Raw genomic sequence first — 25,916 nt, forward strand, 5'->3', positions numbered from 1 at the left:
CATACTCCCGTCAGATTGATGTAATTTCAATGTCTGTAATTTATGAAATCAAATAAAGAACCATACCGCTACCTCGTTCACCTGGCCATTGTCATGGCGCTGCTGCTGCTGTATACTTACCGCCAGCTACCTTATGCCTTTGCTACCAGTTTTGCTACGCGGTGGCTGTTTATACGATATTTTCTGTACGGTTTCATCAACTTCAACCTGTTTTACCTGCTGGTGTTCTGGCTGATCAACAAGCCTGTACAGCAACACCGTTACGTCAGGTCCATCCTGATAGCCCTGTCGGCAGCAGTGGTGTTTTCCTGCCTGAAATATGCCGTAGGTACACTGTGGGGCCCCGATGTGATTATCCAGCGAATGGTTACTATTCTCCCCCCAAAAAATGCAAAACCAATACCACCGACTGTTTTTACGTTTTGGGAATATTTTAGAATTGCCTTCAAAACAAGTGTGGGCGTGGTAATCCTGGCTTTTGGATATCGCCTGTTTCTGGACTACAGAAATGAAGATCCTATCAAAAGCCAGCTGGCACTGGTGGAATCAAATGCTTCCCGCCTAAGTGCAGGATCACAGCTGCTGCTCAAACACCTGAAGGCGCTCACCCCTTTACTGACGGATGAATTCCGTCGCAGTGAAGAAGGGGTGCAGGCTATATTGCTGATTTCCGAGTTGCTGCGGTATCTCCTGTACGATAAAGAAACGGCAGAAGGCAGCACTTCTCTCAAAAAGGAATTATACTATTTGCAGCAATACCTGTCCCTCCGCGCCTGCCTCTATCCGGAACAGCGCATAGAACTGGAAGTAAGGGGAGAGGAGTACGCAGGACCAGCGGTACCAATGCAGCTTCTCCTTACAGCCGAGCAGCTGTTGCAACAGCGGGAAGGATGTAAAGAGGAACTGCTGCTTACCGTAAATTTTGAAAATAATATACCGGTAATGCGGATGCACAAAAATACCGGTATTCCATCTGCCATTGCTTAAATCCACGATATTGAACAAGAAAGCTGTCAGTACGTTTTTTTTATTACTCTTGCTATTTATGGCAATAGTGCTTGGTATGAACCTGTTCACGCTCAGTGTCTATTCCCGTGAAAGCCTTACCACCGTGGCTGTTCGGGACGGCCTGTTCGGCCTTGTAAACTTCTTTCAGTTCTATATTTTTTTCCGTTGGATCGTTCCTTCTTTTTTGCATTCACGAAACTGGCAGCTGCTGCTGTTACGAGTATTCCCGGTAGTTACCGCATTCAACAGCTTCAAGTACCTGCTGGCAGCAGAAGTATTTCCTAAGATAGTGTTGTACCAGGGCTACCGGTATGACCTGATCAATAAGCGCCGCGTTGAACTGTTTACCACCTTCGGCGCCTATTTCACCAATACCTTATGGACCAGTCTTGTGTTACTGGCGGCCGCCTTTGCACTGCACCTGTTTTTGCACTGGCTCCGGGAAGATAAAAGAAGGGCTCTCCTGCAACAACAACAACAAAAGGCTGAATCCGGGTTTTTGAAAATGCAACTCAATTCGCATTTCCTGATCAATAGTCTGAACAGCATTTATTCTCTTGCTATCACAGGCTCCCCTGAAGTAGTCCCTGCCAATAACACCCTGGTGCACCTCCTGTGTTATATGCTCGATCAGCCAGATGATATTGACTTCCGGAGTCCGATTCACGATGAAGTGCAATACCTGCGCGACTTCATTAGCCTCCAGCAATTGCGCACCGGCATCAAAGACGGCATCCGGGCGGATTTCGGCGATACGCTGCCGGATAAACAAATTGCCCCTATGTTATTGGTGGCATTCGTAGAAAATGCTTTTAAACACGGTATCACCAATCAGCCTGCCAACCCCGTCACCATCAAGCTGGAAGGCGATGAGCAGGCCCTCAGTTTTATGGTGGGTAATAAAAAATCTATTTATAACAAAGATAAAACCGGTGGTATTGGACTGGAGAATGTACGGAAACGCCTGCAGCTGATTTATCCGCAAAAGCACGACCTGCAAATAACAGACACGGAAAATAATTATCAATGCCACCTGAAAATATACTGGTAATATGGCTTTAAAATGTATTGTGGTAGACGACGAGCCCTTGGCCATCCAGGTGCTGCTGGCCTTTATTAAAAAAATGCCGGAGCTGGAACTGCTGCGTAGCTTTAACAATCCGCTGGAGGCGCTGGCATTCATGAAAACCAACCCGGTGGACCTGGTATTCCTCGATATCCAGATGCCCGAACTCAGCGGCATGGAGTTTATGCAGCTGCTGCAAAATGATGCCTCCGTCATCATCATATCCGCATACGACGATTATGCAGTGGAAAGTTTCGAGAAAGAAGCGCTGGATTATTTATTAAAACCTGTTTCTTTTGAACGCTTCGTAAAAGCCACCCAGCGCGCCATCAACCGCAGGGCCATCCCTGAAAAGCCTTCTGCCAACGTGGGGAAGCACCTGTTTGTACGTACTGACAAACGCATCATCCGACTCGATATCAGCGATATCCTTTATATTGAAGCTTTACGTAACTACGTAGCTATTCAAACGCCTACGCAAAAAATTATGACGCTGCAAAACCTCCGTAGCTTCGAAGATGCGCTGGGTAAGGAATTTATGCGGGTACATAAATCTTTCATTGTAGCCTTGAATAAAATCGACAGTATCGAAAGGCAACGCATTTTTATTCAGCAATATCATGTGCCTATTGGCGATGCCTATTTTAAGCAGTTTATGGAGGCAATTGCCATGTTGAAATAAATCAAAAAACAAAATTTAACCCCTTCTCGGCCTTCCACCACCACCCGAAGGTGCTGCTCTTGGCGCCTGCCTTGGCGGCGTACTAAAGTTCTGCTGCCGCATGCCTCCTCTGTCGCGTTGCATCTGCATACGCTGCATTTGCTGTTGCTGTTGCTGTGGCGCTGCCCGCCAGCCATTGTTCTGCCTTTCCTGCCAGCCGCTGTTCTGCCGGCGGTAAATATTTCCATCGCCATCACTCATAATATTGTTCTGTCCTCTGCTGGGCCTTGCCTCCGGCCGGGTAGGTATGCGGTTATTATTCCCTGGCAGCGTGTTGGTGCCTGGTGTTCTGCTTGGGCGGGTATTATTTCCGGGAGATGTAGTACCAGGCAACCTGTTATTGTCACTGCCCGGGGTTACTGTCCCCGGATCTCTGCTGGGGCGACCAGTATTACCACCTGGCGTTGTATTTCCTGGCTCCCTCGAAGGTCTGCCGGCATTACCGGGTACGGTACCACCTGGTGTGGTATTGCCTGGCTCTCTTGATGGCCGACCACTATTTCCCGGGACAGTGCCCCCAGGCACGCGGTTATTGCCTCCGCCAGGCAGGGTTGAACCCGGCTCCCTGCTGGGGCGACCGCTATTGCCAGGTAGCCGCGAAGGACGGTCCGCCGTTTGGATGTTTACCCGGTCCCGGTACAGATTATTACTGATGCCGGGCCTGCCAGGGTAGGTATTGCCAGCCCGCACAGGCCGGCTGCCCTGGTTGATAGGGCGGTTGTAATTGATATTAGGGCGGTTGATGCTCCAGTGAGGGCGGCCATAATATCCACCATTATAACCCCATGGCCTGAACGGAGGCCGGTACAGGGGCGGACCAAACCATCCACCGTAATAGCCGCCACTCCAATACCTGAAGTTCATCCAGCCGAAATTAAACGTCCAGCCAAAGCCGAGGCTCCAGCCATACCAGGGGTTGTAGCTCACGCCAAATCCCCAGGTCAGCGGTCGTGGATAGTATACAGGGCCCCACCATGGCCGGTAGCGCCAGCCGGTACCCCATACTACCGTAGGGCCGTAAATAAAGCAGTTAAGATAGCCCGGCGTATAGCCGGTGTAGATATATTGCGGGGTCACCTCGTAGATGTATACATATTTAGTGTTGTAAGCCTCGCTGGTAGCGGGAATTCTATCCACGTCGGAAGGACGGTCCGTACTCAGTTCCCAGGGGCCCGTGGCGGAATTGCTGGTAAACCATACGCCGTTATCCACCGCATAAAACCGGTTGCCCGACTGCATCACAGTCAGGTTACTGTTTTCTGCCAGCGACAGGTTGGTGCCTTCAATGGGTTGAAATTGCGGCGTACCATCGTAGGTGACGTTGGTTTGTGCGCTGGAGCGGTCCACCTTGGCGGTTTGTGGTATCTCGGCATCTATAATAGCTTCTTCCGCTGCGGAGGTGCCAGCCACGTTTGCCAGCACACCATCCTTTTCGGAGCCTTCCGGAATTTTTGCGAAATCGGCTGGCAGCTCATCGCTGGGAATATATTTCCAGGGACCCTGCAGCGAGGCGGAGCCATACCACCTGCCGGCCAGCAGGATGTAATTCAACTGGGTATTGATGTCTTTAAAAATATCTTCCAGGGAATTGTCGACGTACAACAGGCTGGTGCCCTGCAAATTTTTATAGCTGGCTGCTCCGTCGGTTTGAATCAGTTCTGCGGGGCTCGTACGCACTATAATGTCCAGTGGCAGTGGGTTATTAAATTTAGGGAGAGAATCATTTTTCTCTTTTGATTTAAGGTCCGCGTCAATTGCCCGGATGGGAGCAGGGAGATTGCGATTGACCACATACCCGCTTTTTACATTGGTAGAGGCATACCAGAACGTACCACCATATAGGTAATATTTTTTGTCTGTCGGATTTTGAACAATCAGGTTAGGCGTATTCACCACCCGCTGCATGTTCAGGTCCTTATCCGGTTGCAGGCGTGGCTCTCCGTCCATGATCACCAGCAGTGAAGGTTTGGTGCGGTAAATAACTTCCGGCGGATCTGTACTGATATTATTATCGCGGATGCGTTGCTCGGAGCGGATAGAGGTCAGCAGCTCATCGAGCGACATCGTCAGGTCCCATTTGGGCACTTCCTTTTCGAGTAGCCCTGAAATTTGCATGAGGCGGGTGTTATCCGTGATGTCAGGGATTTTTATCCGTGTTACACTCAATGTTTCCAGGGTAGCAGTGCGATTGATTTTATCAGTATTCAATAGGCAATCGGCCCATACCACGCCAAAAATAGGTTCCGACGTAGCGGTTTCTCTTATTGATACGGCTGCGCGTAGGAACAGGTTATTGCCCTCCAGGTTCTCAGGCTGTGGCTGGTAGATGGTGATCTTACCTCCGCCACTGACAGGGATTTCCTTCGGCCAGCTGATGTCTTGTGCTGCCGCCCGTGAAAGGAAACAAAGTAACAGCAGCCCTGTGATAAATGGACGCATGCTCAGGATATTAACTGGTGAATAATGACAATCTGGTTTGATTATAACAGCAGTGGTGGGGAGATGGTTGTTGTTTAGGGGCTTTCATGCCGTTGCTGGGGTGCGGGAAGCACACCAGCAAACGGTTTTTGTCCCAGGGCCGCAGGCCCTGAGACAAAAACAGGCCAACAAGACCCAATAAAAAACTAACTTGAACCATCAAATGAAGATTATGACGCGAAGACTAATCATTTCAGGGCTCTTACTGAGTGCATGCACCGCCCTGCATGCACAGGAACAGTATGAGCTAAACAGTGGCTGGAAATCCCTGCCGGTAAAGGAAGTAAAGCTGGACGGCGCTAACATCTCCCAACCAGAACAAAAACTCATTAACTGGGAACCAGCTATTGTACCGGGTACGGTGCTGACCACCATGCTGCATAACAGGCAGGTGCCGGACCCGTTCTTTGGTATGAACAACAACCGTATTCCGGATATCTATACCACCGGGGCGGAACACTATACCCGCTGGTTCGTAAAGGACTTTACTGAAGTTGCCCCCAATGCCGACGGGCAGGTATGGCTGCACTTCCGGGGTGTAAACGACGGCTGTGACATCTACCTGAATGGAAAAAAAGTTAACGCAACACGGCATTATGGCGCTTACCTGCGCCAAACCTATAACATCACCTCTTACCTTGCCAGGGATGGCCGCAACAGGCTGGCTGTTATCGTATATCCGCCGGCGGTAGTAGGCGAGCCCAATGGTGGCCAGGGCGGCGATGGTACTATTGCCCGCAACGTAGGCCCGCAGTATACGGCAGGGTGGGACTGGATTCAGCCTATGCGCGACCGCAATACCGGCATATGGGATAAGGTAACCATCGAAAAAACAGGCGCAGTGCGTATTAAAGACCCGCACGTGGTTACATTGGTGCCTGGAATACGACAGCCCGAAGGCCACCAGGCAGCTGCCACCATAAAAGTAAGCGCCACGCTGGAAAATGCCACCGCTACCACCGTTACCGGTCAACTTAAATATCGGCTGAATGGTAAATCGATTCAGCAAACCGTAACGCTTGCTGCCAAAGGGATTACCACGGTGGTGCTGCCAAACCTTGTACTGGAAAATCCGGCGCTCTGGTGGCCCGCAGGATACGGCCCACAGAACCTGTATGAACTGCCGCTGGAATTTACCGCCAACGGTAAAACGAGCGACCGCGAAGCCGTAGAATTTGGAATAAGAGAAATACAGACCGCCTGGAATACACATACCCGCAGCCGCGAAATAAGCGTCAATGGTCAACGTATATTCATCAAAGGTGGTAACTGGATTACTTCTGATGCGATGTTCCGGTTCAGCAAGGAACGCTATGATGCAGAAGTACGCTTCCACCGGGATATGAACCTCAACCTCATACGCATATGGGGCGGCAGCCTGACAGAACGGCCGGAATTTTTTGAGGCCTGCGATAAATACGGCCTGCTGGTGTTTCAGGACTTCTGGATGTCGGGCGATTGCAACGGCCGCTGGGTAGATCCCAAGAAAAAAGAGGACCAGTGGACCCGCCGCCAGTACCCCAACGATCACGGCCTGTTTATTACCAGCGTGGCCGACCAGGTGAAAATGCTGCGTAACTACCCATCCCTGGCATTCTGGTGCGGAGGTAATGAAATTACGCCACCACAGGACATCCTGGCGGCTATAAAGGACAGCATCCTGCCCGCGATGGATGGCACCCGTTACTTCTTCGACTTCTCCAATTCCGACAGCATGTCCTATAACTTCATCGGCGGCAACGGCGATGGCCCATATGGTATTCAAACCATTGAACACTTCTGGGCACACCGCACCTTTCCTTTCAACTCGGAAGTTGGGTCGGTGGGTGTGGGTGATATCACCAGCCTGAAAAGGTTCCTGCCGGCCGAAAACCTGGTGGCGCCTGACTTTGCTGCCAATAAGGTGGACAGTGTTTGGGATTATCATAAATACATCAGCTATAATAACAGTCTGGAACCATACGGCCCCGCCAAAAACCTGGAGGATTGGGCCAACAAAGCGCAGCTGGTCAACTACGACCAGTACCGTGCCCTGATGGAAGGTTTCAGCGCACACATGTGGGATTGGTACACCGGTACTATCATCTGGAAAACACAGAATCCATGGACCGCCCTCCGTGGTCAGATGTATGATTACTACCTGGACCCTAACGCCTGCCTTTACGGTTTGCGCAGCGGCAGCAAGCCTTTGCACGTAATGTACGATCCGGTGAATAAAATGATCATGGTGGTAAATAATACTTTTCAATATCACCGCGACCTGATGCTGGAAGTAAATGCCTACGATATGAATGGTAAACAGTACCCGGTAGAGCAAGTATTTGTGGAGGCCTCCCCATCCGGTGTGCAAAGGCATATTGAACTGAAAACCAAACTGGACGCGTTAAAGGAGCAAAAAGGAATATTCCTGTCCCTGCGGCTCCGCAATCTCCGGAAAGAAATAATAGATGACAACTTTTACTGGCTACCGGCAGCAAATGGCCAGTATAGCGGGCTACAACAGTTGCCATCCGCGAAGCCAACGATTACGGCCGTACGCAAAAACAAGGAAGTGGTAGTGACCATTGCCAACCCGAAAAACGCACCAGTAGCATTTTTTAACCGGGTATCACTGGTAGATGCCAGTACCAAAAACAGGATACTGCCGGTTTTCTACGATGATAACTACGTATCTGTTTTACCGGGAGAAGAAAAGCAAGTCGTGATCAGCGGTGAAAAAGTAAGTACTTCAGGGAATACGTTGGTGGAAGTATTTGGTCAAAACGTAGCGACACAACTGGTGAATATTAAATAAACTTTCCAATGGAATTTTATAATTTGTACGGCAGTTTTTAAAGCAATCCATGTTATGAAGAAATTACTATTAGTGATGCTGGTGGCGGTACAAGCGTTTACAGCAGCAGCACAGGAGAAGCCGCGTTATTGGGACGATGTGCAGGTCATCAAAAAGTTTGATCAGATGTATACGCCGCCCGCCCACCCGTTGTTGTTTATCGGCAGTTCATCTATCCGTAAATGGGGGGATCTGGAACGTACCTTTGCACCGTTTACGGCCATGAACAGGGGAATCGGTGGCGCGATAGTCAATGATATCATCTTCTACCTGAATGATATCGTGTTTCCTTATCAGCCCAAACAAATTGTTATTTATGTGGGAGATAACGATGTGGCGAAAGAAGAGTTTACCGCTGATACTATTCTTCAACATACCAAAGAACTGTTGACGGCCATCCGCGCTAAACTCCCGGAAGTGCCGGTGGTGTATATTTCCATCAAGCCTAGTCCGGCCCGCGCTAAGTGGATGGATAAAATAAAGGCTGCGAATCAGCTGATCCGCGATTATGTATCTTCACAAAAGCAAATGCAATTCGTGGATATTTTTAAGCCTATGCAGGATGCAAAAGGAAATAACAGACCGGATCTTTTCCTGCAGGATATGGTACACATGAACAGTAAAGGGTATGATATCTGGCGTAAGGCATTGTTACCGTATCTTAAGAAATAGTAAAATTATCACAGCGCAAATAACGGACTTATTTACGCTGCAAAAAAAGAGAGGCCTTCGGTCTCTCTTTTTTTGCAGTAAAACCTGCCAGCAGCAGGTGTTTGGCAATAAGGTTGGTATATCAGGGATGCTATTGGAGTTTGAAATTATTACATCTCATCTTATTACAATAAAACTACATTCAAATATTCCATCGAAAATTCAGGGTATATTTGTAATCCTATGCTTAATGACTTGCAGCGTATAGCTCATGAAAAGATTGTCCTTCTCTGGAATGCCATCGTCAACGTCGGCATTCATCCGGGCATGCCTTTTATGGAGGTCAGGCGTACCAAAATGCTGAATCTGCTGGCTTTGCCTTGTATTCCCTGCATGTTCTTTTTCTGTCTGCTGAATCTTTACCAGGGCCGGTACCTGTTATCCAGCCTGAATCTTTGTACCACGCTGGGCGCGCTGGGCGTGCTATACCTGCATTACAATAACAAATATCTTTCTGCCAGGCTCTCTTTGATTGTTACCAGTGCCATCGTATATACGTTTACGGGCTTCTACTTTCATAATGGTTCGGAATATTTTCTGATCAATATTGTGATAGTGATAGTGTTGGTCTATGATAGCTGGTGGATCATTGGGGTAGCCAGCTTTTTCCTGATCACCGTATTCCTGGGCATTGTTTACTTCCCGCAACATATGGATGGGGTGATCCCGGTGCCAAAGGAACGGGTATGGCTCAATGCCACCATTTCCCTGGCATTTCCTGTTATTGGACTTACGTTCTTCAAATCTATTCACTCAGATTATCAAAAGGAAATAGAAAACTCAAGGGCTAACCTGGTCAACATGAATACGGACAAGGAAAAGTTATTTTCTATCATTGCCCATGATGTCAGGAGTCCTCTCGCAACACTGGAAGTGCTGCTGGATATGTTTCTTAAAGGAGAGTACCCCGAAAAGGATATGCTGGAGGCTGCTCAGGTACTGCATGAAAAAGTGGCACAACTGGGAGGTTCCCTGGATAATATTCTTCGCTGGAGCAGCCGCAGCATGAAAGGCATTCACGCCAACCCTACGCTGTTTCCCTTGCTGCCGCTGGTAACAGATGTGCTCTATTTCTTCCGTTTGCAGCTCATGCAGAAAAATATCGCTATCCGGATGAAAGTGGAGGAAAATGTGGTGCTGTATGCCGACAGAGATCATGTTTCAGTGATACTGCGTAATTTCATCAGTAACGCGCTGAAGTTCAGTTATGCGGGGGGAGATGTGGGGATTGAGGCGCGCCTGGCCTCCGACCGGGTGGCTATCAGTATCACCGATGACGGGAAGGGGATGAGCCCTAAACAGGTTGGGGAGCTGTTTTCCTATAGTAATCATCCGGAATATGGTACCAACGGTGAAAGAGGCACCGGCCTCGGACTGGTATTATGCCGCGAGTTTGCCATTCAAAATGGGGGCAGTATCAACGTAGAAAGTATGACCGGAAAAGGCACCAGTTTTACCATCCTGCTCCCTGCCATAGCCCCTGCAGATGATGAGGACGACTGTTTTAACTAGAAATGTAAGTCGTACGCTTATTAAATATTTTTTATTTATTTTGTTGTTGATATTCAAATTTTTATTATCTTACGGCCCCCAAAAAAGATATTGACATTCTCTCTATAGGATTAACAGGGAATGTCCGGAACGAAGGTTCTGAAATTTTAGATTTTGCTTATGAGGTAGACGGGCCGGAACTTATTCTTATTCACCGGCCCCTCAATAACGACCTCGCCTATACGACAGGCCCGACCGGTGGATCAGATAACCTTTTTCCACTTGCAGTTGTTAACCAGATTATAGCCCATTCATTTATGGAAAGCAGTAAAAATATGGTAATCAGGCTGCTGTCAGCTGCCGGCATCAACATCAACGGGGATATGCCCTGGGATATTCATGTACATGATGAACATTTTTACCCGGCTGTACTCAGGTACGGCTCGCTCGCCCTGGGAGAATCCTATATGGCTGGCTGGTGGGATAGTCCGGAACTGGACGAAACCATACATCATATGCTCAGGGCCCGCCTGGATGAGCAAATAAGGGCCAGCTGGGCGCTGAAAAGGGATATCCTGTTGTCGCGCTTATTTAACTTCCAGCACCCGGAACAGGCGTTTAAAAACGGCCGCCACCACTACGACCTCGGCAACGACCTGTTTAATCTCATGCTCGATAAACGGATGACCTACACCTGCGCCTTCTGGGAGCATGCCGCTACTCTTGATGCCGCCCAGGAAGAAAAGCTGGATCTTACCTGCCGTAAACTACACCTGCGCCCGGGAATGACGGTGCTCGACATCGGATGCGGCTGGGGAAGCTTCGCAGGGTATGCCGCCGAAAACTACGGGGTACACGTTACCGGCATCACCATCTCCGAAGAACAGGCCCGGCTGGCCAGGGAACGCTGTAAAGGGCTGCCGGTGGATATCCGCGTAATGGATTACCGCAGCATGACGGAGAAATTCGACGCCATCGCCTCCCTCGGCATGTTTGAGCACGTAGGCTACCGTAACTACCACGCCTATATGAAAATGGCCAGGACATGCCTGCGCGATAACGGCCTGTTTCTCCTGCACAGCATAGGTGGCAACCGCTCCTTTACCATGGCCGATCCCTGGCTGGGAAAATACATCTTTCCCCATACCACCATTCCTTCCATCTCACAGATAGGCAAGGCCATTGAAGACTACTTTGTAATGGAACACTGGCAAAACTTTAGTGTGTACTATGATAAAACACTGATGGCATGGTACCAGCAGTTCAACGACCACTGGGACCAGCTGAAAGACCGGTACGATCACACTTTCCGGCGGATGTGGAATTATTATCTCCAATCCTGCGCAGGTTCGTTCCGTGCACGCTGTAGTCAACTCTGGCAGGTCGTTTTATCTCCCTATGGCGTTGAAGGCGGCTATGCCATTCCGGAAAAGCAGGGGATTACCGCCGGAAAAATCCTGCATTAATAACCTAACCTTTTTTCAACCTGCCGCTTATGGCCGATTACAGGAAGTTACCCGATCATATCACCGGCCTCGATGAGCAGGCAGTGTTGGCGTCCCGACAACAGTACGGAAAAAATGACTACGCCGTCAGGCAGAAAAACCGGCTGGTGGCACTGTTGTCGGAGCTGCTGTCAGAACCCATGCTCATACTGCTGGTAGCGGTTACCATCATATATTTTATTTTGGGAGAAACCAGTGAAGCCTATTTCATGCTGGCCGCTATCATCGTGGTGTCGGGCATCTCCATTTACCAGGAAGGCCGCAGTAACAAAGCCCTGGCGGCATTGAAAAAGATCAATCAACCGCTGACACTGGCGGTGCGCAATAAAAAGATTATCGGTATACCCACCGCCGAAATAGTAGTAGGTGATATTATGGTGGTGGAAGAAGGAAATACAATCAATGCGGATGGCACCGTCATCCATGCAAACGATTTTTCTGTCAACGAATCCGCCCTTACCGGTGAAGCCTATACGGTATTTAAAACAACTGATGGTGATAAAGCCGTTTACAGCGGCACTTTGGTGGCCTCCGGCCTCGCTTTTGTGCAGGTAGAAAAAGTGGGGGCACAGACAAAAATCGGTCAGCTGGGCAACGCCATCCTCACCATGAAAGATGAGCCTACCTTGCTGCAACAGCAGATTACCCGTTTCGTAAAAGGTATGGCCATTATAGGCCTGGCTGTGTTTCTGGCGGTATGGGGCTATAACTTTTATATCAGCGGCAGTTTGATCGGTAGCCTGCTCAAAGGCCTGACCCTGGCCATGTCCATCCTGCCGGAAGAGATTCCCGTGGCGTTCACGACGTTTATGGCATTGGGTGCGCGGCGACTCATGCAGCTCGGCATTATCGTAAAAAAAGTACGTACAGTGGAAGCGCTGGGCAGTGCCACCGTGATTTGTACGGATAAAACCGGGACCATCACCGAAAACAGCATGCAGCTGCATAATGTGTACGACCTGGCTACGGATCAGGTTTATACACCGGATACCTGGAATACCGCAGCAGCAAGGGAAATCATCACCTGGTCCATGTGGGCGAGTGAACCCGTGCCTTTCGATCCTATGGAAAAAACGCTGCATGCGGTTTATGGAAAAGTAACGGATAAGGATATACGTAGTAACTTTCATTTCGTATATGAGTACCCGTTAGGCGGCACCCCGCCAATGATGACCCATGTGCTGGAAGATGATAACGGCAAACGTGTAATAGCTGCTAAAGGTGCGCCGGAAGCCATATTGGCTGTTTCGGATCTCAATGAAGCGGATCGCAAAAAAATCCGGACGCAGCTGGAAACCTTTGCCAATGAAGGTTACCGGGTGCTGGGCGTGGCAAGTGCAGATTTCAGCGGAAACGATTTTCCGGCGGAGCAGCAATCATTACCTTTCCACTTCCTCGGGCTCATCACTTTTTATGATCCTCCTAAAGCCAATATCAAAGAGGTGTTCAATAAATTTTATGATGCTGGTATTATAGTCAAAATAATTACGGGAGATAATAGCGCCACCACGAAGGCCATCGCGGCCCAGGCTGGCCTCAAAGGGGCAGGGGCCAGTATCGACGGGGATGTGCTCATGCAGCTGGATGAAAAAGAACGGCAGGTAAAGATGGAGTCCGTCAATATTTTCACCCGCATGTTCCCGGAAGCAAAGCTCGCCGCCATCAATGCACTCAAGGCAGACAATGAAATAGTAGCCATGACCGGCGACGGTGTGAACGACGGGCCGGCACTGAAGGCTGCGCACATAGGTATTGCCATGGGGCGTAAAGGCACGGAGATCGCCAAACAGGCCGCAGCGCTCATTCTCAGCAACGACGATCTGAGCGGCATGGTGGATGCCGTAGCAATGGGTCGCAGGATCTATAATAACATCCGCAGGGCGGTGCTCTATATTGTTGCCATTCATATCCCTATCATCCTCACGGTATCATTACCATTATTTCTTGGCTGGATCTATCCCGACATCTTTACGCCCATGCATGTGATTTTCCTGGAAATAGTGATGGGGCCTACCTGTTCGGTGGTATATGAAAATGAGCCACTGGAAAAAAATGCCATGAAAATACCGCCCAGGCCTATCGATGAAACTTTCCTCAGCTGGGAGGAAATGGGCCGCAGCATTCTCCAGGGATTGGTTATTACCGCAGGTGTGCTGGGCGTGTATCAGTGGGCCGCCGGGCAGGGGTATTCCGAACAGCTTACCCGCAGCATGGTATTTACCACGCTGATCATCGCCAATGTTTTCCTGACGCTGGTAAACCGCTCCAACTACTATTCTTTCCTCACCAGTATGAAAAACAAGAATATGCTGATGGTAGGCGTCATCAGCGCAACACTGCTGCTCACCTTAGTGATGCTATATGTACCACCAGTGGCGACGCTGTTCAGTATTCAGCCATTAACAGTGTTGCAACTGAGTATATGCGTAGCCGTGGGACTGATAAGTGTCATCTGGTACGAGGCAGTAAAGGCCTGGAGCCGGCTGCAGCAAAAGCGCGACTAACGCAGCGGTATGGCATACAGGTGCCCGTCGGCACTGCCGACATAGGCGACACCGTTAGTAACCACCGGCGCGGAAGTAATAGGGCCAAGGAGATACAGCTGCTCCATAAAATCAACAGTCGTTTTATACAGTGCAGGATCTGCCTTGCCTGCGCAATGCATGAAGTCGATCAAACCTGCGCTGTTTAATACGGTGCCCGCATGCTGCTTTCTGCCAGGCATGTCGAGGGTATCCAGTTGTTTGCCATCGGCGGCGTTTAACATAAACAGCCTGCCTGTGAAATCCCCATACAGCAAGGCGTTTCCGCTTAGTGCAGCTGCGCCAAACACATACCCGCCTCCTTTGTTGGAACGGTATTCTTTACCGGTAGTTGCATCAATATCTAACAGGAGGTAGCTGTCGGAAGTGCCTACATAAAGATGCCCGTCTCTGGCCACGGCACTGGCTACAATCCAGGGATCACTTGCATCCCAATGCCATTTTTCCTTACCGGTTTGCAGATCCAGCGCATAGAGTTTCGTATCACGGGTGCCGAGGTATACGGTATTGTTGTATACGAGGGGGGTAGCCTGAATACCTTCCAGGATGTGGTGGTATTTGGTATCCTCGTCGGTCTTGAATTTCCAGAGTACCTGGCCGTTAGCAGCGTTCAGCGCGTAAATGTAGGTATCCCAGCTGCCGGCAATGAGGACGCCGGCGGACGAAGCCACACCGCCGTGTACAGGTCCGTTGGTTTTATATTTCCATACCACCTTGCCGCTATGCTTATCCAGTGCGTAAATATGATGGTCGCTGCTGCCGAAAAACACATGCTTATCGTCCGTAGCAGGGGCGGAGAGGTACAGGTCGTACTGATCTTCCATGTACAGGCTGTCCGGCTGCATGGTATATAGTCCCTTGCCACCAATCCTTTGCTCACCACCGGTTTTGAACTGCCACAGGCGCTTGCCGTTACGCGCATCCAGCGCATAATATCCATTGTAGGTGCCGAAGTAAACGGTATGCTTGTCCATGTGCGGCTGCGCTACTACAGGGCCTAATGCACCGACCTGCCATATGGTTTTACCGGTAGCGGTATCCAGCGCACTGAGGTTGCCCGCTGTGGAACCAATGATTACCTGCTTGTCATATAGTACAGGGGAGGTAAGTATCTTACCACCAACAGATGATGTCCATTTAACCGGACCAAATCCTTTGTATTGGGAAAAAACAGTCGAAGGGAATAGTAATAATAAGGCTAAGGAGCTCAGTTTCATAAGGCGTGTGAATTAGGGTGGCCGGTAAGGTAGGGAATTTATTAATATTTAGGGAGAGAACAGGGTGATCATAATTGTGATATAAGTCGTATTTTTGTATTATTAAAATGATAATGTATGCTGTTAAACTTTGAGTGGTTCCGCACCTTTAAAACCATCTACGAAACCGGCTCCCTCACCGCCACCGCCCAGGCGCTGTACGTGTCGCAGCCCGGCGTGAGCCTGCACCTGAACTCACTGGAGGCCTATGTAGGCTACAAGCTGTTCGACAGAACCGCCCGTAAAATGGTGCCCACCGAACGGGCCAAAGTGCTATACAACTACATCCTGGAAGCAGTTAACAAACTGGAAGATGCGGAAACGCACTTCCATAAAAGTGCAGCCACCAATAAATCCACCATCAGCGTTGGTATGTGCCTGGAAACGTTTCAGTTTACCCTGGAGCAATACATCTCCACACTACCTTTTAATATAAATATCAAATTCGGAGAATACCCTGAAATGCAGCAGGACCTCGACCATGGCGTGTTGGACCTGATCATCACCCCGCAAAAAGGTATTCAGCCTAACCTGGAATACAAGCCGTTTTCCAAGGAACGGATTGTGCTGGTAGCCGGCGGAAACCAGGACCTCTCAGAGTTTAATGCGCTGATAGATAATAATAAAATTGCCGAAGCGGAAGCCTGGCTCAAGGAGCAAACCTGGTACACCACCGCCGCAGATATGGAAAATATGCGCAAATTCTGGCACCTGAACTTCAACAAGCACCCGGATTTCAGGCCCAACTACATCGTGCCTAACAAATGCTCCATTGTACGCTGTATGAGCGATGCCAATGGCTTTGCCATCATACCTGACTTCCTCTGCCGCCACGAACTGGCCAGCGGTAAACTCAAAGTGGCATGGGCCGGCAATAAAGTGATGGAAAATACCCTCTACTTCGGTAAACGTAAGAAAACCATGTATGGTAAGGAAATCGGCATGATCGAAGCCGTGTTTGAAGACCAGGCCGCCGAATTCTCGAACGTAGCAGCCGAGATGATTCCCGCCTAAATATTAAAAGTGGGATGCATGAACTGGTAATTCTTTAACGCCTGCGTGGCAGTGACACCATAATGGCGGCCAATAGGGATGATGGTTTTATGAATTTCAATCTCGTTGCTGTTGAACTTTTCAATCTTGGGAATGGATACAATGAAGGACCGGTGGATCCGCACAAACATGGACTCCGGCAGCTTTTCCTCCATCTCTGAAATGGAATGATAGGTTTTATATACCTCCCTGGTAGTCGTAATCAGCAGGTAGTTTTTCTGAGATTCGAAATACAGGATATCATCCAGGTAAATCTTTACCATTTTCTTATCTGACTTCACAAATATAAACGGAGGCTCCTTCTCAGGGGCTTCCGCCTTCGTACTTTCCATCAGCTGCTTGCTGTCCAGCTTAATGAACCGGTTAATCGCTTTCAGGAAACGCTCAAAAGGAATGGGCTTCAGCAAAAAATCCACGGCATCCAGGTCAAAACCATCCACTGCATACTGCGCATGCGCAGTGGTGAAAATCACATTGGGTGCGGGCGTCAGCGAACGTATGAAATCAACCCCGCTGATGCCGGGCAGATTAATATCTGTAAAAATTAAATCTATTTTATTCGTATTAAGACATCGTATCGCCTGGGGACCACTGGTAAACGTGCCCACCAGGTTGAGCAATTCTATACGGCTGATATAGAGCTGTAATAAGTCGGCCGCAGGTTTCTCATCCTCAATAATAATGCAATTAATACTGTTATTCATTTGATTCTAATTTCAGTTTCAGGTACACAAAATAACTATCCTCGTTCTGACTGATCTTCAAGGTATGATTTTCTCCGTAAATCAGGTTCAGTCGCCGCTTCACATTTTCCAGTCCTACGCCACCGCCTTTACTGTTATATAATTGATGGCCACTATAGCCTAATACCGCGCTGTTCTCAATTTTAGCCGTCAGCCATTCCTGTTGTATGGATATGGAGATGGTAATCCAGCTATCGCCACACTCATTCGGCATACTGTGTTTGAAGCTGTTCTCCACAAAAGCCATGAGGATAAACGGCTCTAAAAACTTATGGTCAGGATTCCCATCAATATGAAAGCTGATCTGCTGATGATGGTCAAAGCGCACTTTTTGTAGCGCAATGTAATCCTCCAGGTACTTGATTTCTTTCTCCAGCGGAATACGGGTGGTATTGATCTCATAGATAGAAAACCTTAGCAGGGACGACATCCGCGCCACTATCTCCGCTGATTCCGGGCTAGTGACCAGCGTTTTGGCATACAAGGTATTCAACACATTGAAGATGAAATGCGGGTGGAACTGGTTACGTAATATCAATAATTCCGCCTGCGTTTTTTCTTCAGCCATCCGCATAGACCTGTGCTGTTCCCGCAACCAGTTGTGAAATAATTTTACCGAAAACGGGATAGTGACTACAAACTGTAACTTTATTACACTATAGATAAACGGCGAAATGCTGAGTAGTGGCTCTTTTTGCCATTGGGTAAGGAAATACTCGAGTATAAAAGTATTATCGATCCAGCGCTGAATGACGGCAAAAATCAAGATCAGCGGAATATAGAGCAGTACAAACAGCCAGCCCTTTTTCCGGAAAAGTAGCCGCTCCATCATCACTTCCAACACAATCGCAACAAACAACGCGCGCATGGGCAGGCTGATTAACTCGGATGCAAAGGCATTCCGGTAATCATGGTACGGGCCAGCCTGAATAAATCCGAAAATGAGGACATACAGCATCCAGTAAGTGGCGTAAATGCTCTTTTTCCCAAGCCTCGAGCGCGGTATAGCTATCATAAGTGGATGCAAAATTACCATTTAAGCTAAAAAATATTTGTTAAACGACCGCTTTTTTATACGAACGACGTCATTTTTTATACTAACTGCATGAAAGATGCTTCCCCGGATTTATGTAACAGGAAAGGGGTTGTAAGTATAAGCACCCTTTACGGATGAAGCAGGTTTACATAAATTGCCGCACTGAATTTTTTACGTTCCACTTATGACGAAGAAACTGATAGCCGGACTGTTGATAATGTGTTCTACTGTGGTTGCCTATGCAAAGCAACCTGCCGTTTACCCGGTAAACTGGTGGACAGGCATGCACACTAATACATTGCAATTACTGCTCAAAAGCGAGGATACATCCTTCAGTAAAGGAAAAGTCGATGTAAACTATAAGGGTGTCCGCGTTCTCGGCGCGCATGCTTTCGACAACGGAAAATACCTGGCCGTAGATATAGCAATAGCAGCAGATGCTCAACCGGGCAAAGTAGATTTTATTCATACCCTTAATGGTAAACAATCACATATTTACTGGCCCTTAAAAGCCCGCACAGGTCAGCCTGGCCGTACATTCGCACAAGGCGTCAGCTCCGCGGATATGATCTATTTCATGCTGCCCGACCGCTTCGCCAACGGGGATACCACCAACGACCGTGTGAAAGGGTACAGGGATCAGTCGCTCAATAGGAGCGATTACTACGCCCGCCATGGGGGCGACTTCCAAGGTATCATCAATCACCTGGACTATTTTCAGGACCTGGGCGCCACCGCCATCTGGATGACGCCTGTGATGGAAAATGATATGCCTTCCCGTACGGAGCATGGTTATGCTATTACTAATCCTTATCAGATCGACAAACGCTACGGCGGCAACGAAGGATATAAAATACTCAGCGATTCCCTCCATAAAAGAGGTATGAAACTCGTGCAGGATGCTGTGTACAACCATACCGGCACCTGGCATTTTATAGTCCAGGACCTGCCTGCCGCCGACTGGCTCAATCAATGGCCGGTGTTTACCGGTACCAGCGCACGGGAACAGGCACTGTTTGACCCGCACGCCTCCGCCATAGATAAAAAACGTATGACAGATGGCTGGTTCGTAAAAGAAATGCCTGACTGGAACCAACGCAATCCCTATGTTGCGAATTTTATTATCCAGAATTCCATCTGGTACATTGAAGAATTTGGGGTAGACGCTGTCCGCATTGATACCTACATGTACAACGACCAGGAATTCGGTAATATCTGTAATGCCGCGCTGCTGAAGGAATATCCCCAGCTCTCCATCTTTGGGGAAGTGCTGGTGCAAAACACGCCTAACCAGGTATACTTCGTACAAAACAATATCAATACGCCTTTCAAAAGTAATCTGCCGGGAGTACTGGATTTCCAGGCGCTATTCAATGGCATAGTACCTGCACTCACGCAGGAATTAGGCTGGAACACAGGCGTAATTCAGCTGTACAATGTACTCGCCTACGACTTCCTGTATATAGACCCCTCCAAAAATGTATTGCTGCTGGATAATCATGATCTCAACCGGTTTTTTTCTGTTGTAAAGGGAGATGTGGCCAGGCAAAAAATGGCTTACACGTGGTTGCTCACCTGTCGCGGTATTCCACAACTCTACTACGGCTCCGAAGTGCTGATGAGTGGAGAAACCAAGCCGGATGGCCTGGTGCGACTGGATTTCCCAGGTGGATGGCAAAATGATACCCGCAATGCATTTACCGGTGCCGGAATGAATGAAGCGGAGAAAAATGTACAGCAGCTTGTAAAGAAATTAGGTACATATCGCAAAAATTCTTCTGCATTGAAATCCGGACAATTGATGCAATTTGCGCCACAGGACGGACTCTACGTCTACTTTCGTTACAACAATGATCAAACAGTGATGTGTGTGATGAACACATCCAAAGTTAGCAGGAAGATAGATTTTAACTACTTCAACGAGCGCACAGCAGGTTTCTCTGCCGCTACAAATATCATTACGGGCGATAATATTAAACTGGATGGTAATACGGAAATTCCGGCCATGCAGTCATGGGTTTTTGAAATGAAAAAATAGCATAACAAATGGGACTGCCACTAAGTAAAACTGTAACAATATATCATCCAACAATTCACTTCGTTATGAAAAAGTTCTACCGTCGACTTTTTATGGCTGTGACGGCACTGCTGCTATGCGCGTTTTCCGTGCAGGCGCAGACGCAGATCAGCGGGAAAGTCACTGATGCCGAAACCGGCGAATCCCTACCGGGCGTAAGTATCCAGATAAAGGGTACCAACCGCGGCACCCAAACTGATGCACAAGGACACTATTCCATTGGTGGAACCACCCCCACATCTGTACTGATATTTTCCTTTTTAGGTAAAGCACCACAGGAAATTACAGCAGGCACCCAATCCTCCATCGACGTGAAACTCGGTGATGACCATCGCACCTTAAACGAAGCCGTAGTCATAGGTTACGGTGTACAAAAAAAGAAAGATGTAACCGGTAGTATCACCACCATCTCCTCAAAAGATTTCCAGAAAGGAACTATTCAAACGCCTGATCAACTTATTGTAGGTAAGGTAGCCGGTGTGGCTATTACCTCTAATAGTGGTCAGCCTGGCGTAGGTAGTACCATCCGTATCCGCGGCGGCTCTTCCCTGAATGCCAGCAATGATCCGCTGTTTGTGATTGATGGAGTTCCATTAAGCGGTTCTACTATTAACGGCGCCCCTAACCCGCTGGCCCTGATCAACCCGAATGATATTGAGAGCATGACGGTATTGAAAGATGCTGCTGCCACTGCTATCTATGGTTCCAGAGCATCCAACGGGGTGATCATGATTACCACCAAGAAAGGTAAATCCGGTGCTCCTAAAATTACTTTCAATACCAATATAGGGGTAGGTAAAATCACTAAAAAAGTAGATGTACTGGACGCTGCTGAATTCCGCCAATATGTGGATTCACTGGGTACCCCGGCGCAAAAGGCACTGATGGGAAAAGCCAGTACTGACTGGCAGGACCAGATCTACCGCACCTCCATCAGCAACGATAATAACCTGAGTGTTGCCGGCGCAGTAAAGAACATGCCATACCGCATTTCTGCCAACTTTACCAACCAAACCGGCGTGCTCATTACCGATAACCTGAAACGTAGTTTCCTCGGTGTAAACCTGAATCCATCTTTCTTTGATAATCACCTGAAAGTGAATATCAGCGCCAAAGGAGTGATTTCAAAAGCACACTACGCCAATCAGCAGGCCATCATCAATGCCGTGCAGTTTGATCCTACCCAACCGGTGTACGACAGTGCCAGTCCCTTCGGTGGCTACTTTGAGTGGTATACCAAAGACGCTGCTACGGGAACGGTTACACTGAATCCAAATGCACCACGCAACCCGGTTTCCCTCATCCGCATGCAGGATAACAACACCGAGGTAAAACGCAGCTATGGTAATATTGAGTTGGACTACAAATTCCATTTCCTGCCTGAACTGCGCGCCAACGCAAACCTGGGCTACGATGTTTCCCAGGGTAGCGGAACCACCTTCGTGCCTGCAGAAGCTGCTCAGCAATACACCGTAGGTGGACAGAACAATCACTTCCTGCAGAAAATGAATAATAAAGTTGGGGAGTTCTACCTCAACTACGTGAAAACACTACCGGGCATTAAATCCAACATCAACGTACTGGCAGGTTATGGCTATTACGATAATAAAACTACCAACTACAACTACGCCAGCTACAACGCTAAGGGTGAAGTGATCGAAGGTAGTGAGCCTAAGTTTCCGCTGGATATTCCGCAGAACACACTCATCTCTTACTATGGCCGTTTAATCTACACCTTCGATGATAAGTACATCTTTGCAGGATCTATCCGTACAGATGGTTCTTCCCGCTTTGCACCGGAAAACCGCTGGGGTGTATTCCCTTCCGCAGCGCTGACCTGGAGAATCAACCGCGAAAACTTCCTGAAAGATGCCACAGTACTCAACGACCTGAAACTGCGCCTGAGCTACGGTATCACCGGTAACCAGGATGGTATTGCCAATTACTCCTATATGGCGATTTATTCTACCAGCTCCAACAGCAGCATGTACCAGTTTGGTAACAACTGGTATAACATGCAGGCGCCGGCAGCTTACGATAAAAATATTAAATGGGAACAAACAGAAACTTACAATGCGGGTGTTGACTTCGCCTTCCTCGATGATCGCCTGAGAGGTAGTGTGGACGCCTATTGGAAGAAAACAAAAAATCTCCTCAACACTGTGCCTATTCCAATCGGCACCAACTTCAGTAACCAGATCCTGACTAATGTAGGTAACATCGAGAATAAAGGAGTGGAGCTGAACCTGGAAGCCACACCGATCGAAAAAGGTAAGTTCTCCTGGAACGTGAACTTTAATCTCACCCTGAACCAAAACAAAATTACCAACCTGACAGCAGTAACGGACCCAAGTTTTGTAGGCAACCTTACCGGTGGTATCACCGGTGGTACCGGTCAATCCATCCAGATCCACTCTGTAGGCTACAATACTTTCTCCTACTACGTTTACAAACAGGTATATGATGCCACAGGTAAACCTATTGAAGGCGTATATGAGGACCTGAATAAGGACGGCGTGATCAACGAAAAAGACATGTACCGTTACAAATCTCCGGCGCCGAAAGTATTCCTGGGCTTTGGTACTTCTGTTAATTATGACCGCTGGTCAATCAGCACCTCCCTGCGCGCTAACCTCGGTAATTACATATACAACAACGTAGCGTCCAACTTTGGGGTGAGAAGGAATATACTGAATCCGCTGGGACTGCTCAATAACAGTACCACCGACATCTGCAACACCAACTTCTTCAATAACCAATACCAGTCCGATTACTATGTGCAGAATGCCTCATTCCTGCGTATGGACAACCTGAGCATTGGTTACAACTTCGGTTCCCTGTTTAAAAACACGGCGCATCTGCGTTTAAATGCATCCTGCCAGAACGTGTTTGTGATCACGAAGTATAAAGGTCTGGACCCGGAAATCAGCAGTGGTATTGACTACAACCTGTACCCAAGATCAAGAACATTTACACTGGGCGCTAACCTGGAGTTTTAATTAAAAAATTTTGGTAAGATGAAAAAGAACATTCTCAAAATATGTGTGCTGGCGGCCGTGGTAGGTTTTAGCTCCTGTACAAAGGACCTGGACAGAATGCCGACCAACTCCACTACTTCCGATATTGCCTACGGTACCCTTGCAGGTTACAAGCAGGTGCTGGCAAAAGTTTACGGCAGCTTTGCGCTGGCCGGAAATAATGGTACTTCTACTTCCGACCTGGCGGGCATTGATCCCGGCCAGGCCGATTTCCTGCGCCTTTACTGGAATGCACAGGAACTCCCTACAGAAGAGGCCATGTGCGTTTGGAATGATCCGGGTATTCCCGACTTCCATTACATGAACTGGACCAGCAACAACGTACTGCTGGCGGCGTTGTACAACCGTGCTCTTTTCCATGTAACGGTGGCAAATGAATTCCTCCGTGAGGCTACCGATGGTAAAATTGCTTCCCGCGGTTTTTCCGGTAAAGATGCTGAGGAGATCAAAACCTATCGTGCGGAAGCCCGCTTCCTGCGTGCCTTTGAATATTGGGTGCTGATGGACCTGTTTGCAAACCCTCCGTTTGTGACAGAAAATGATCCGATTGGTAAATACATTCCGCCCCAAACCACCCGTGCAGAATTGTTTAAATACGTGGAGTCGGAGCTGCTGGCTATTGAGCCACTGGTGGTAACCGCAAGAAATAACGAGTATGCACGGGCAGACCAGGCCGCGGTTTGGTCCCTGCTTGCCCGCCTGTACCTCAATGCAGAGGTATACCTCGGTAAAGGCAATGGCAAATACACGGAAGCTATTACCTATTCTTCCAAAGTAATCAATGCAGGTTATGCATTGAAGACTGACTACAAAGGTTTGTTTCTGGCAGATAATAACACCGCCAATCCGGAAGTCATCCTGCCGATTGTGTACGACGGGGTGAACATGCAGAACAATGGTGGTACTACTTTTATCATCAATGCAGCTATTAACGGTGATATGAACCCGGCATCTTTTGGAGTGCCTGGTGGTGGCTGGGGCGGTAACAGAAGTACCAGTGCCTTGCCGGGCCTGTTTGCTGATCAAACCGGTGCTACTGACAAGCGTGCCATGTTCTTTGGCGACAAGGCGGAGATCTCTGACGTATCTCAGTTTGCAGAAGGGCTGCGGGTCATCAAATACCGCAACGTTACATCCACAGGTGTAACACCTCCGGCGCCGGGCGGTGCTTTCAGCTCCGTTGACTTCCCGCTGTTCCGGCTGGCAGAGCAATACCTGATCTACGCCGAAGCCGTAAAACGCGGTGGCAGCGGCGGTAGCGAAACTTCCGCAATTACCTACCTGAATGCACTACGGGAACGCGCCTACGGAAATACTTCCGGTAACATCAGTTCCTATAACCTGGATTATGTGCTGGAGGAGAGAGGTCGGGAACTTTACTGGGAAGCCTTCCGCCGTACGGACCTGATCCGCTACGAAAAATTCACTGGCGGCAGCTATGTATGGCCCTGGAAAGGTGGTGTGAAAGAGGGCAGAGGTGTGGAGTCGTTCCGTACCGTATACCCGCTGCCGGCTACTGACCTGACAGCCAACCCATCGCTCAAACAGAATACCGGTTACTAAAACACGTTATCATGAAAAGTACTATTTATCAATATATCATTGCAGGGCTGTTTGTAGCCACGCTGTGGTCCTGCAAAAAAGACGAGATAAAAACCATTGCCCAGGTGGGCACGGCGCCGGCGCTCAGCGCCACCGTGGATACCGTGATCCTGCTGAAGGACCACGCCGCCGACAATGCGGTTACCTTCAAATGGAACGCTTCCAGCTTCGGCTTCAACGGTGTGGTGAAGTATAGTCTCGAATTCGCCAGGAAAGGAAACAACTTCGCTACCGTGAAGGCAGTTACTGCTGATACACTCAGTAAAACGCTGACCATTGCGGAACTTAATACTATTGCCAATGGGCTGGAAGTCGACAATGGCGTTCCGGCCGATCTGGAAGTACGTGTAAAGGCGACCATCAGTGAAAACTACCAGGCGGCGTATTCCAATACGCAAAAGCTGGTGGTAAGTTCTTATCTCGACCTGATTGATTACCCTTCCATGTATGCGCCGGGTGATTATCAGGGATGGAATCCGGCAGGTGCTGCAAAAGTGGTATCCCTGAAATCCGATAAAGTATATGAAGGGTATGCTTAATATCAACTATGGCGATAACAAGCCAGGTGATCCGTTCCTGAACAGGGATGGTGGCAACATTAACATTACCGATGCCGGAACTTATGAGGTGACATTGAACCTGAGTATTGCCGGTAACTACTCTTATACCCTGAAAAAGAAATAGTTTTTAACGTAACGGAACTGGCAACGGCCAGTTCCCATCATCAATAAGGGCAAACGGAATGAAGGACTGTC

Annotated in this window: 18 protein-coding genes; 14 read left to right on the forward strand and 4 right to left on the reverse strand. The window is 48.6% G+C overall.

What is annotated here, in order from left to right; translation table 11 throughout:
- Nucleotides 1-42 precede the first annotated feature (42 nt).
- Genes KW844_RS09430 through KW844_RS09440 form a run of 3 tightly spaced genes read left to right on the forward strand, consistent with a single transcriptional unit; the run spans nt 43 to nt 2,756 of the window.
- Complete coding sequence (locus KW844_RS09430) at nt 43-987, forward strand: hypothetical protein (RefSeq protein WP_218376475.1); 945 nt, start codon at nt 43-45, stop codon at nt 985-987.
- Between the two features lie 58 nt (nt 988-1,045).
- A complete protein-coding gene (locus tag KW844_RS09435) occupies nt 1,046-2,059 on the forward strand; it encodes a sensor histidine kinase (protein ID WP_218376476.1) in 1,014 nt (337 codons plus the stop codon).
- A 1-nt stretch (nt 2,060) separates the two neighbouring features.
- Nucleotides 2,061-2,756 carry a LytTR family DNA-binding domain-containing protein gene (locus KW844_RS09440; protein ID WP_218376477.1) on the forward strand — a complete coding sequence of 232 codons (696 nt, stop codon included), beginning with the start codon at nt 2,061-2,063 and terminating at the stop codon, nt 2,754-2,756.
- Between the two features lie 15 nt (nt 2,757-2,771).
- On the opposite strand, the gene KW844_RS09445 is transcribed toward KW844_RS09440, so the two are convergent.
- Complete coding sequence (locus KW844_RS09445) at nt 2,772-5,234, reverse strand: hypothetical protein (protein ID WP_218376478.1); 2,463 nt, start codon at nt 5,232-5,234, stop codon at nt 2,772-2,774.
- A 211-nt stretch (nt 5,235-5,445) separates the two neighbouring features.
- Here KW844_RS09445 and KW844_RS09450 point away from each other — a divergent pair, with 211 nt between their 5' ends.
- From KW844_RS09450 to KW844_RS09470, 5 genes are all read left to right on the forward strand, one after another.
- Nucleotides 5,446-8,067 (forward strand): glycosyl hydrolase, encoded by a 2,622-nt coding sequence (locus KW844_RS09450; RefSeq protein WP_255578326.1) that lies wholly within the window; start codon nt 5,446-5,448, stop codon nt 8,065-8,067.
- 54 nt (nt 8,068-8,121) lie between these two features.
- Nucleotides 8,122-8,778 (forward strand): GDSL-type esterase/lipase family protein, encoded by a 657-nt coding sequence (locus tag KW844_RS09455; protein ID WP_218376480.1) that lies wholly within the window; start codon nt 8,122-8,124, stop codon nt 8,776-8,778.
- 222 nt (nt 8,779-9,000) lie between these two features.
- The gene (locus KW844_RS09460) at nt 9,001-10,329 is read left to right on the forward strand and encodes a sensor histidine kinase KdpD (RefSeq protein ID WP_218376481.1); all 1,329 of its coding nucleotides are present in this window, start codon (nt 9,001-9,003) and stop codon (nt 10,327-10,329) included.
- A gap of 296 nt (nt 10,330-10,625) precedes the next feature.
- Entirely contained in the window at nt 10,626-11,774 is a 1,149-nt protein-coding gene (gene cfa, locus KW844_RS09465; protein ID WP_218376482.1) for a cyclopropane fatty acyl phospholipid synthase, read from the forward strand.
- Between the two features lie 29 nt (nt 11,775-11,803).
- Entirely contained in the window at nt 11,804-14,317 is a 2,514-nt protein-coding gene (locus KW844_RS09470; RefSeq protein ID WP_218376483.1) for a cation-translocating P-type ATPase, read from the forward strand.
- Here the strand turns inward: KW844_RS09470 and KW844_RS09475 are convergent.
- Complete coding sequence (locus KW844_RS09475) at nt 14,314-15,573, reverse strand: PQQ-binding-like beta-propeller repeat protein (protein WP_218376484.1); 1,260 nt, start codon at nt 15,571-15,573, stop codon at nt 14,314-14,316. The genes KW844_RS09470 and KW844_RS09475 overlap by 4 nt on opposite strands.
- A 117-nt stretch (nt 15,574-15,690) precedes the next feature.
- Here KW844_RS09475 and KW844_RS09480 point away from each other — a divergent pair, with 117 nt between their 5' ends.
- Nucleotides 15,691-16,626, forward strand: a complete 936-nt coding sequence (locus KW844_RS09480) for a LysR family transcriptional regulator (protein WP_255578327.1) — start codon at nt 15,691-15,693, stop codon at nt 16,624-16,626.
- Here the strand turns inward: KW844_RS09480 and KW844_RS09485 are convergent.
- The gene (locus KW844_RS09485; RefSeq protein ID WP_218376485.1) at nt 16,623-17,369 is read right to left on the reverse strand and encodes a LytTR family DNA-binding domain-containing protein; all 747 of its coding nucleotides are present in this window, start codon (nt 17,367-17,369) and stop codon (nt 16,623-16,625) included. The genes KW844_RS09480 and KW844_RS09485 overlap by 4 nt on opposite strands.
- A complete protein-coding gene (locus KW844_RS09490; protein ID WP_218376486.1) occupies nt 17,362-18,423 on the reverse strand; it encodes a sensor histidine kinase in 1,062 nt (353 codons plus the stop codon). The genes KW844_RS09485 and KW844_RS09490 overlap by 8 nt, the downstream gene beginning before the upstream one ends.
- A 205-nt stretch (nt 18,424-18,628) precedes the next feature.
- Between KW844_RS09490 and KW844_RS09495 the strand changes: the two genes are divergently transcribed.
- The 5 genes from KW844_RS09495 to KW844_RS09515 all read left to right on the forward strand — a co-directional run bounded on the left by KW844_RS09495 (nt 18,629) and on the right by KW844_RS09515 (nt 25,845).
- On the forward strand, nt 18,629-20,482 hold the full coding sequence (locus KW844_RS09495; RefSeq protein WP_218376487.1) for an alpha-amylase family glycosyl hydrolase: 1,854 nt from the start codon (nt 18,629-18,631) through the stop codon (nt 20,480-20,482).
- Nucleotides 20,483-20,547: 65 nt separating this feature from the next.
- Nucleotides 20,548-23,520, forward strand: coding sequence for a TonB-dependent receptor (locus KW844_RS09500; protein ID WP_218376488.1), 2,973 nt, complete (start codon nt 20,548-20,550; stop codon nt 23,518-23,520).
- Between the two features lie 18 nt (nt 23,521-23,538).
- A complete protein-coding gene (locus KW844_RS09505) occupies nt 23,539-25,122 on the forward strand; it encodes a RagB/SusD family nutrient uptake outer membrane protein (protein WP_218376489.1) in 1,584 nt (527 codons plus the stop codon).
- Between the two features lie 11 nt (nt 25,123-25,133).
- The gene (locus KW844_RS09510; RefSeq protein ID WP_218376490.1) at nt 25,134-25,700 is read left to right on the forward strand and encodes a SusE domain-containing protein; all 567 of its coding nucleotides are present in this window, start codon (nt 25,134-25,136) and stop codon (nt 25,698-25,700) included.
- Nucleotides 25,684-25,845 (forward strand): hypothetical protein, encoded by a 162-nt coding sequence (locus tag KW844_RS09515; protein ID WP_218376491.1) that lies wholly within the window; start codon nt 25,684-25,686, stop codon nt 25,843-25,845. Before KW844_RS09510 ends, KW844_RS09515 begins: the two co-directional genes overlap by 17 nt.
- Nucleotides 25,846-25,916 lie beyond the last annotated feature (71 nt).

This window comes from Chitinophaga sp. sic0106, assembly GCF_019219075.1.
GTDB lineage: Bacteria > Bacteroidota > Bacteroidia > Chitinophagales > Chitinophagaceae > Chitinophaga.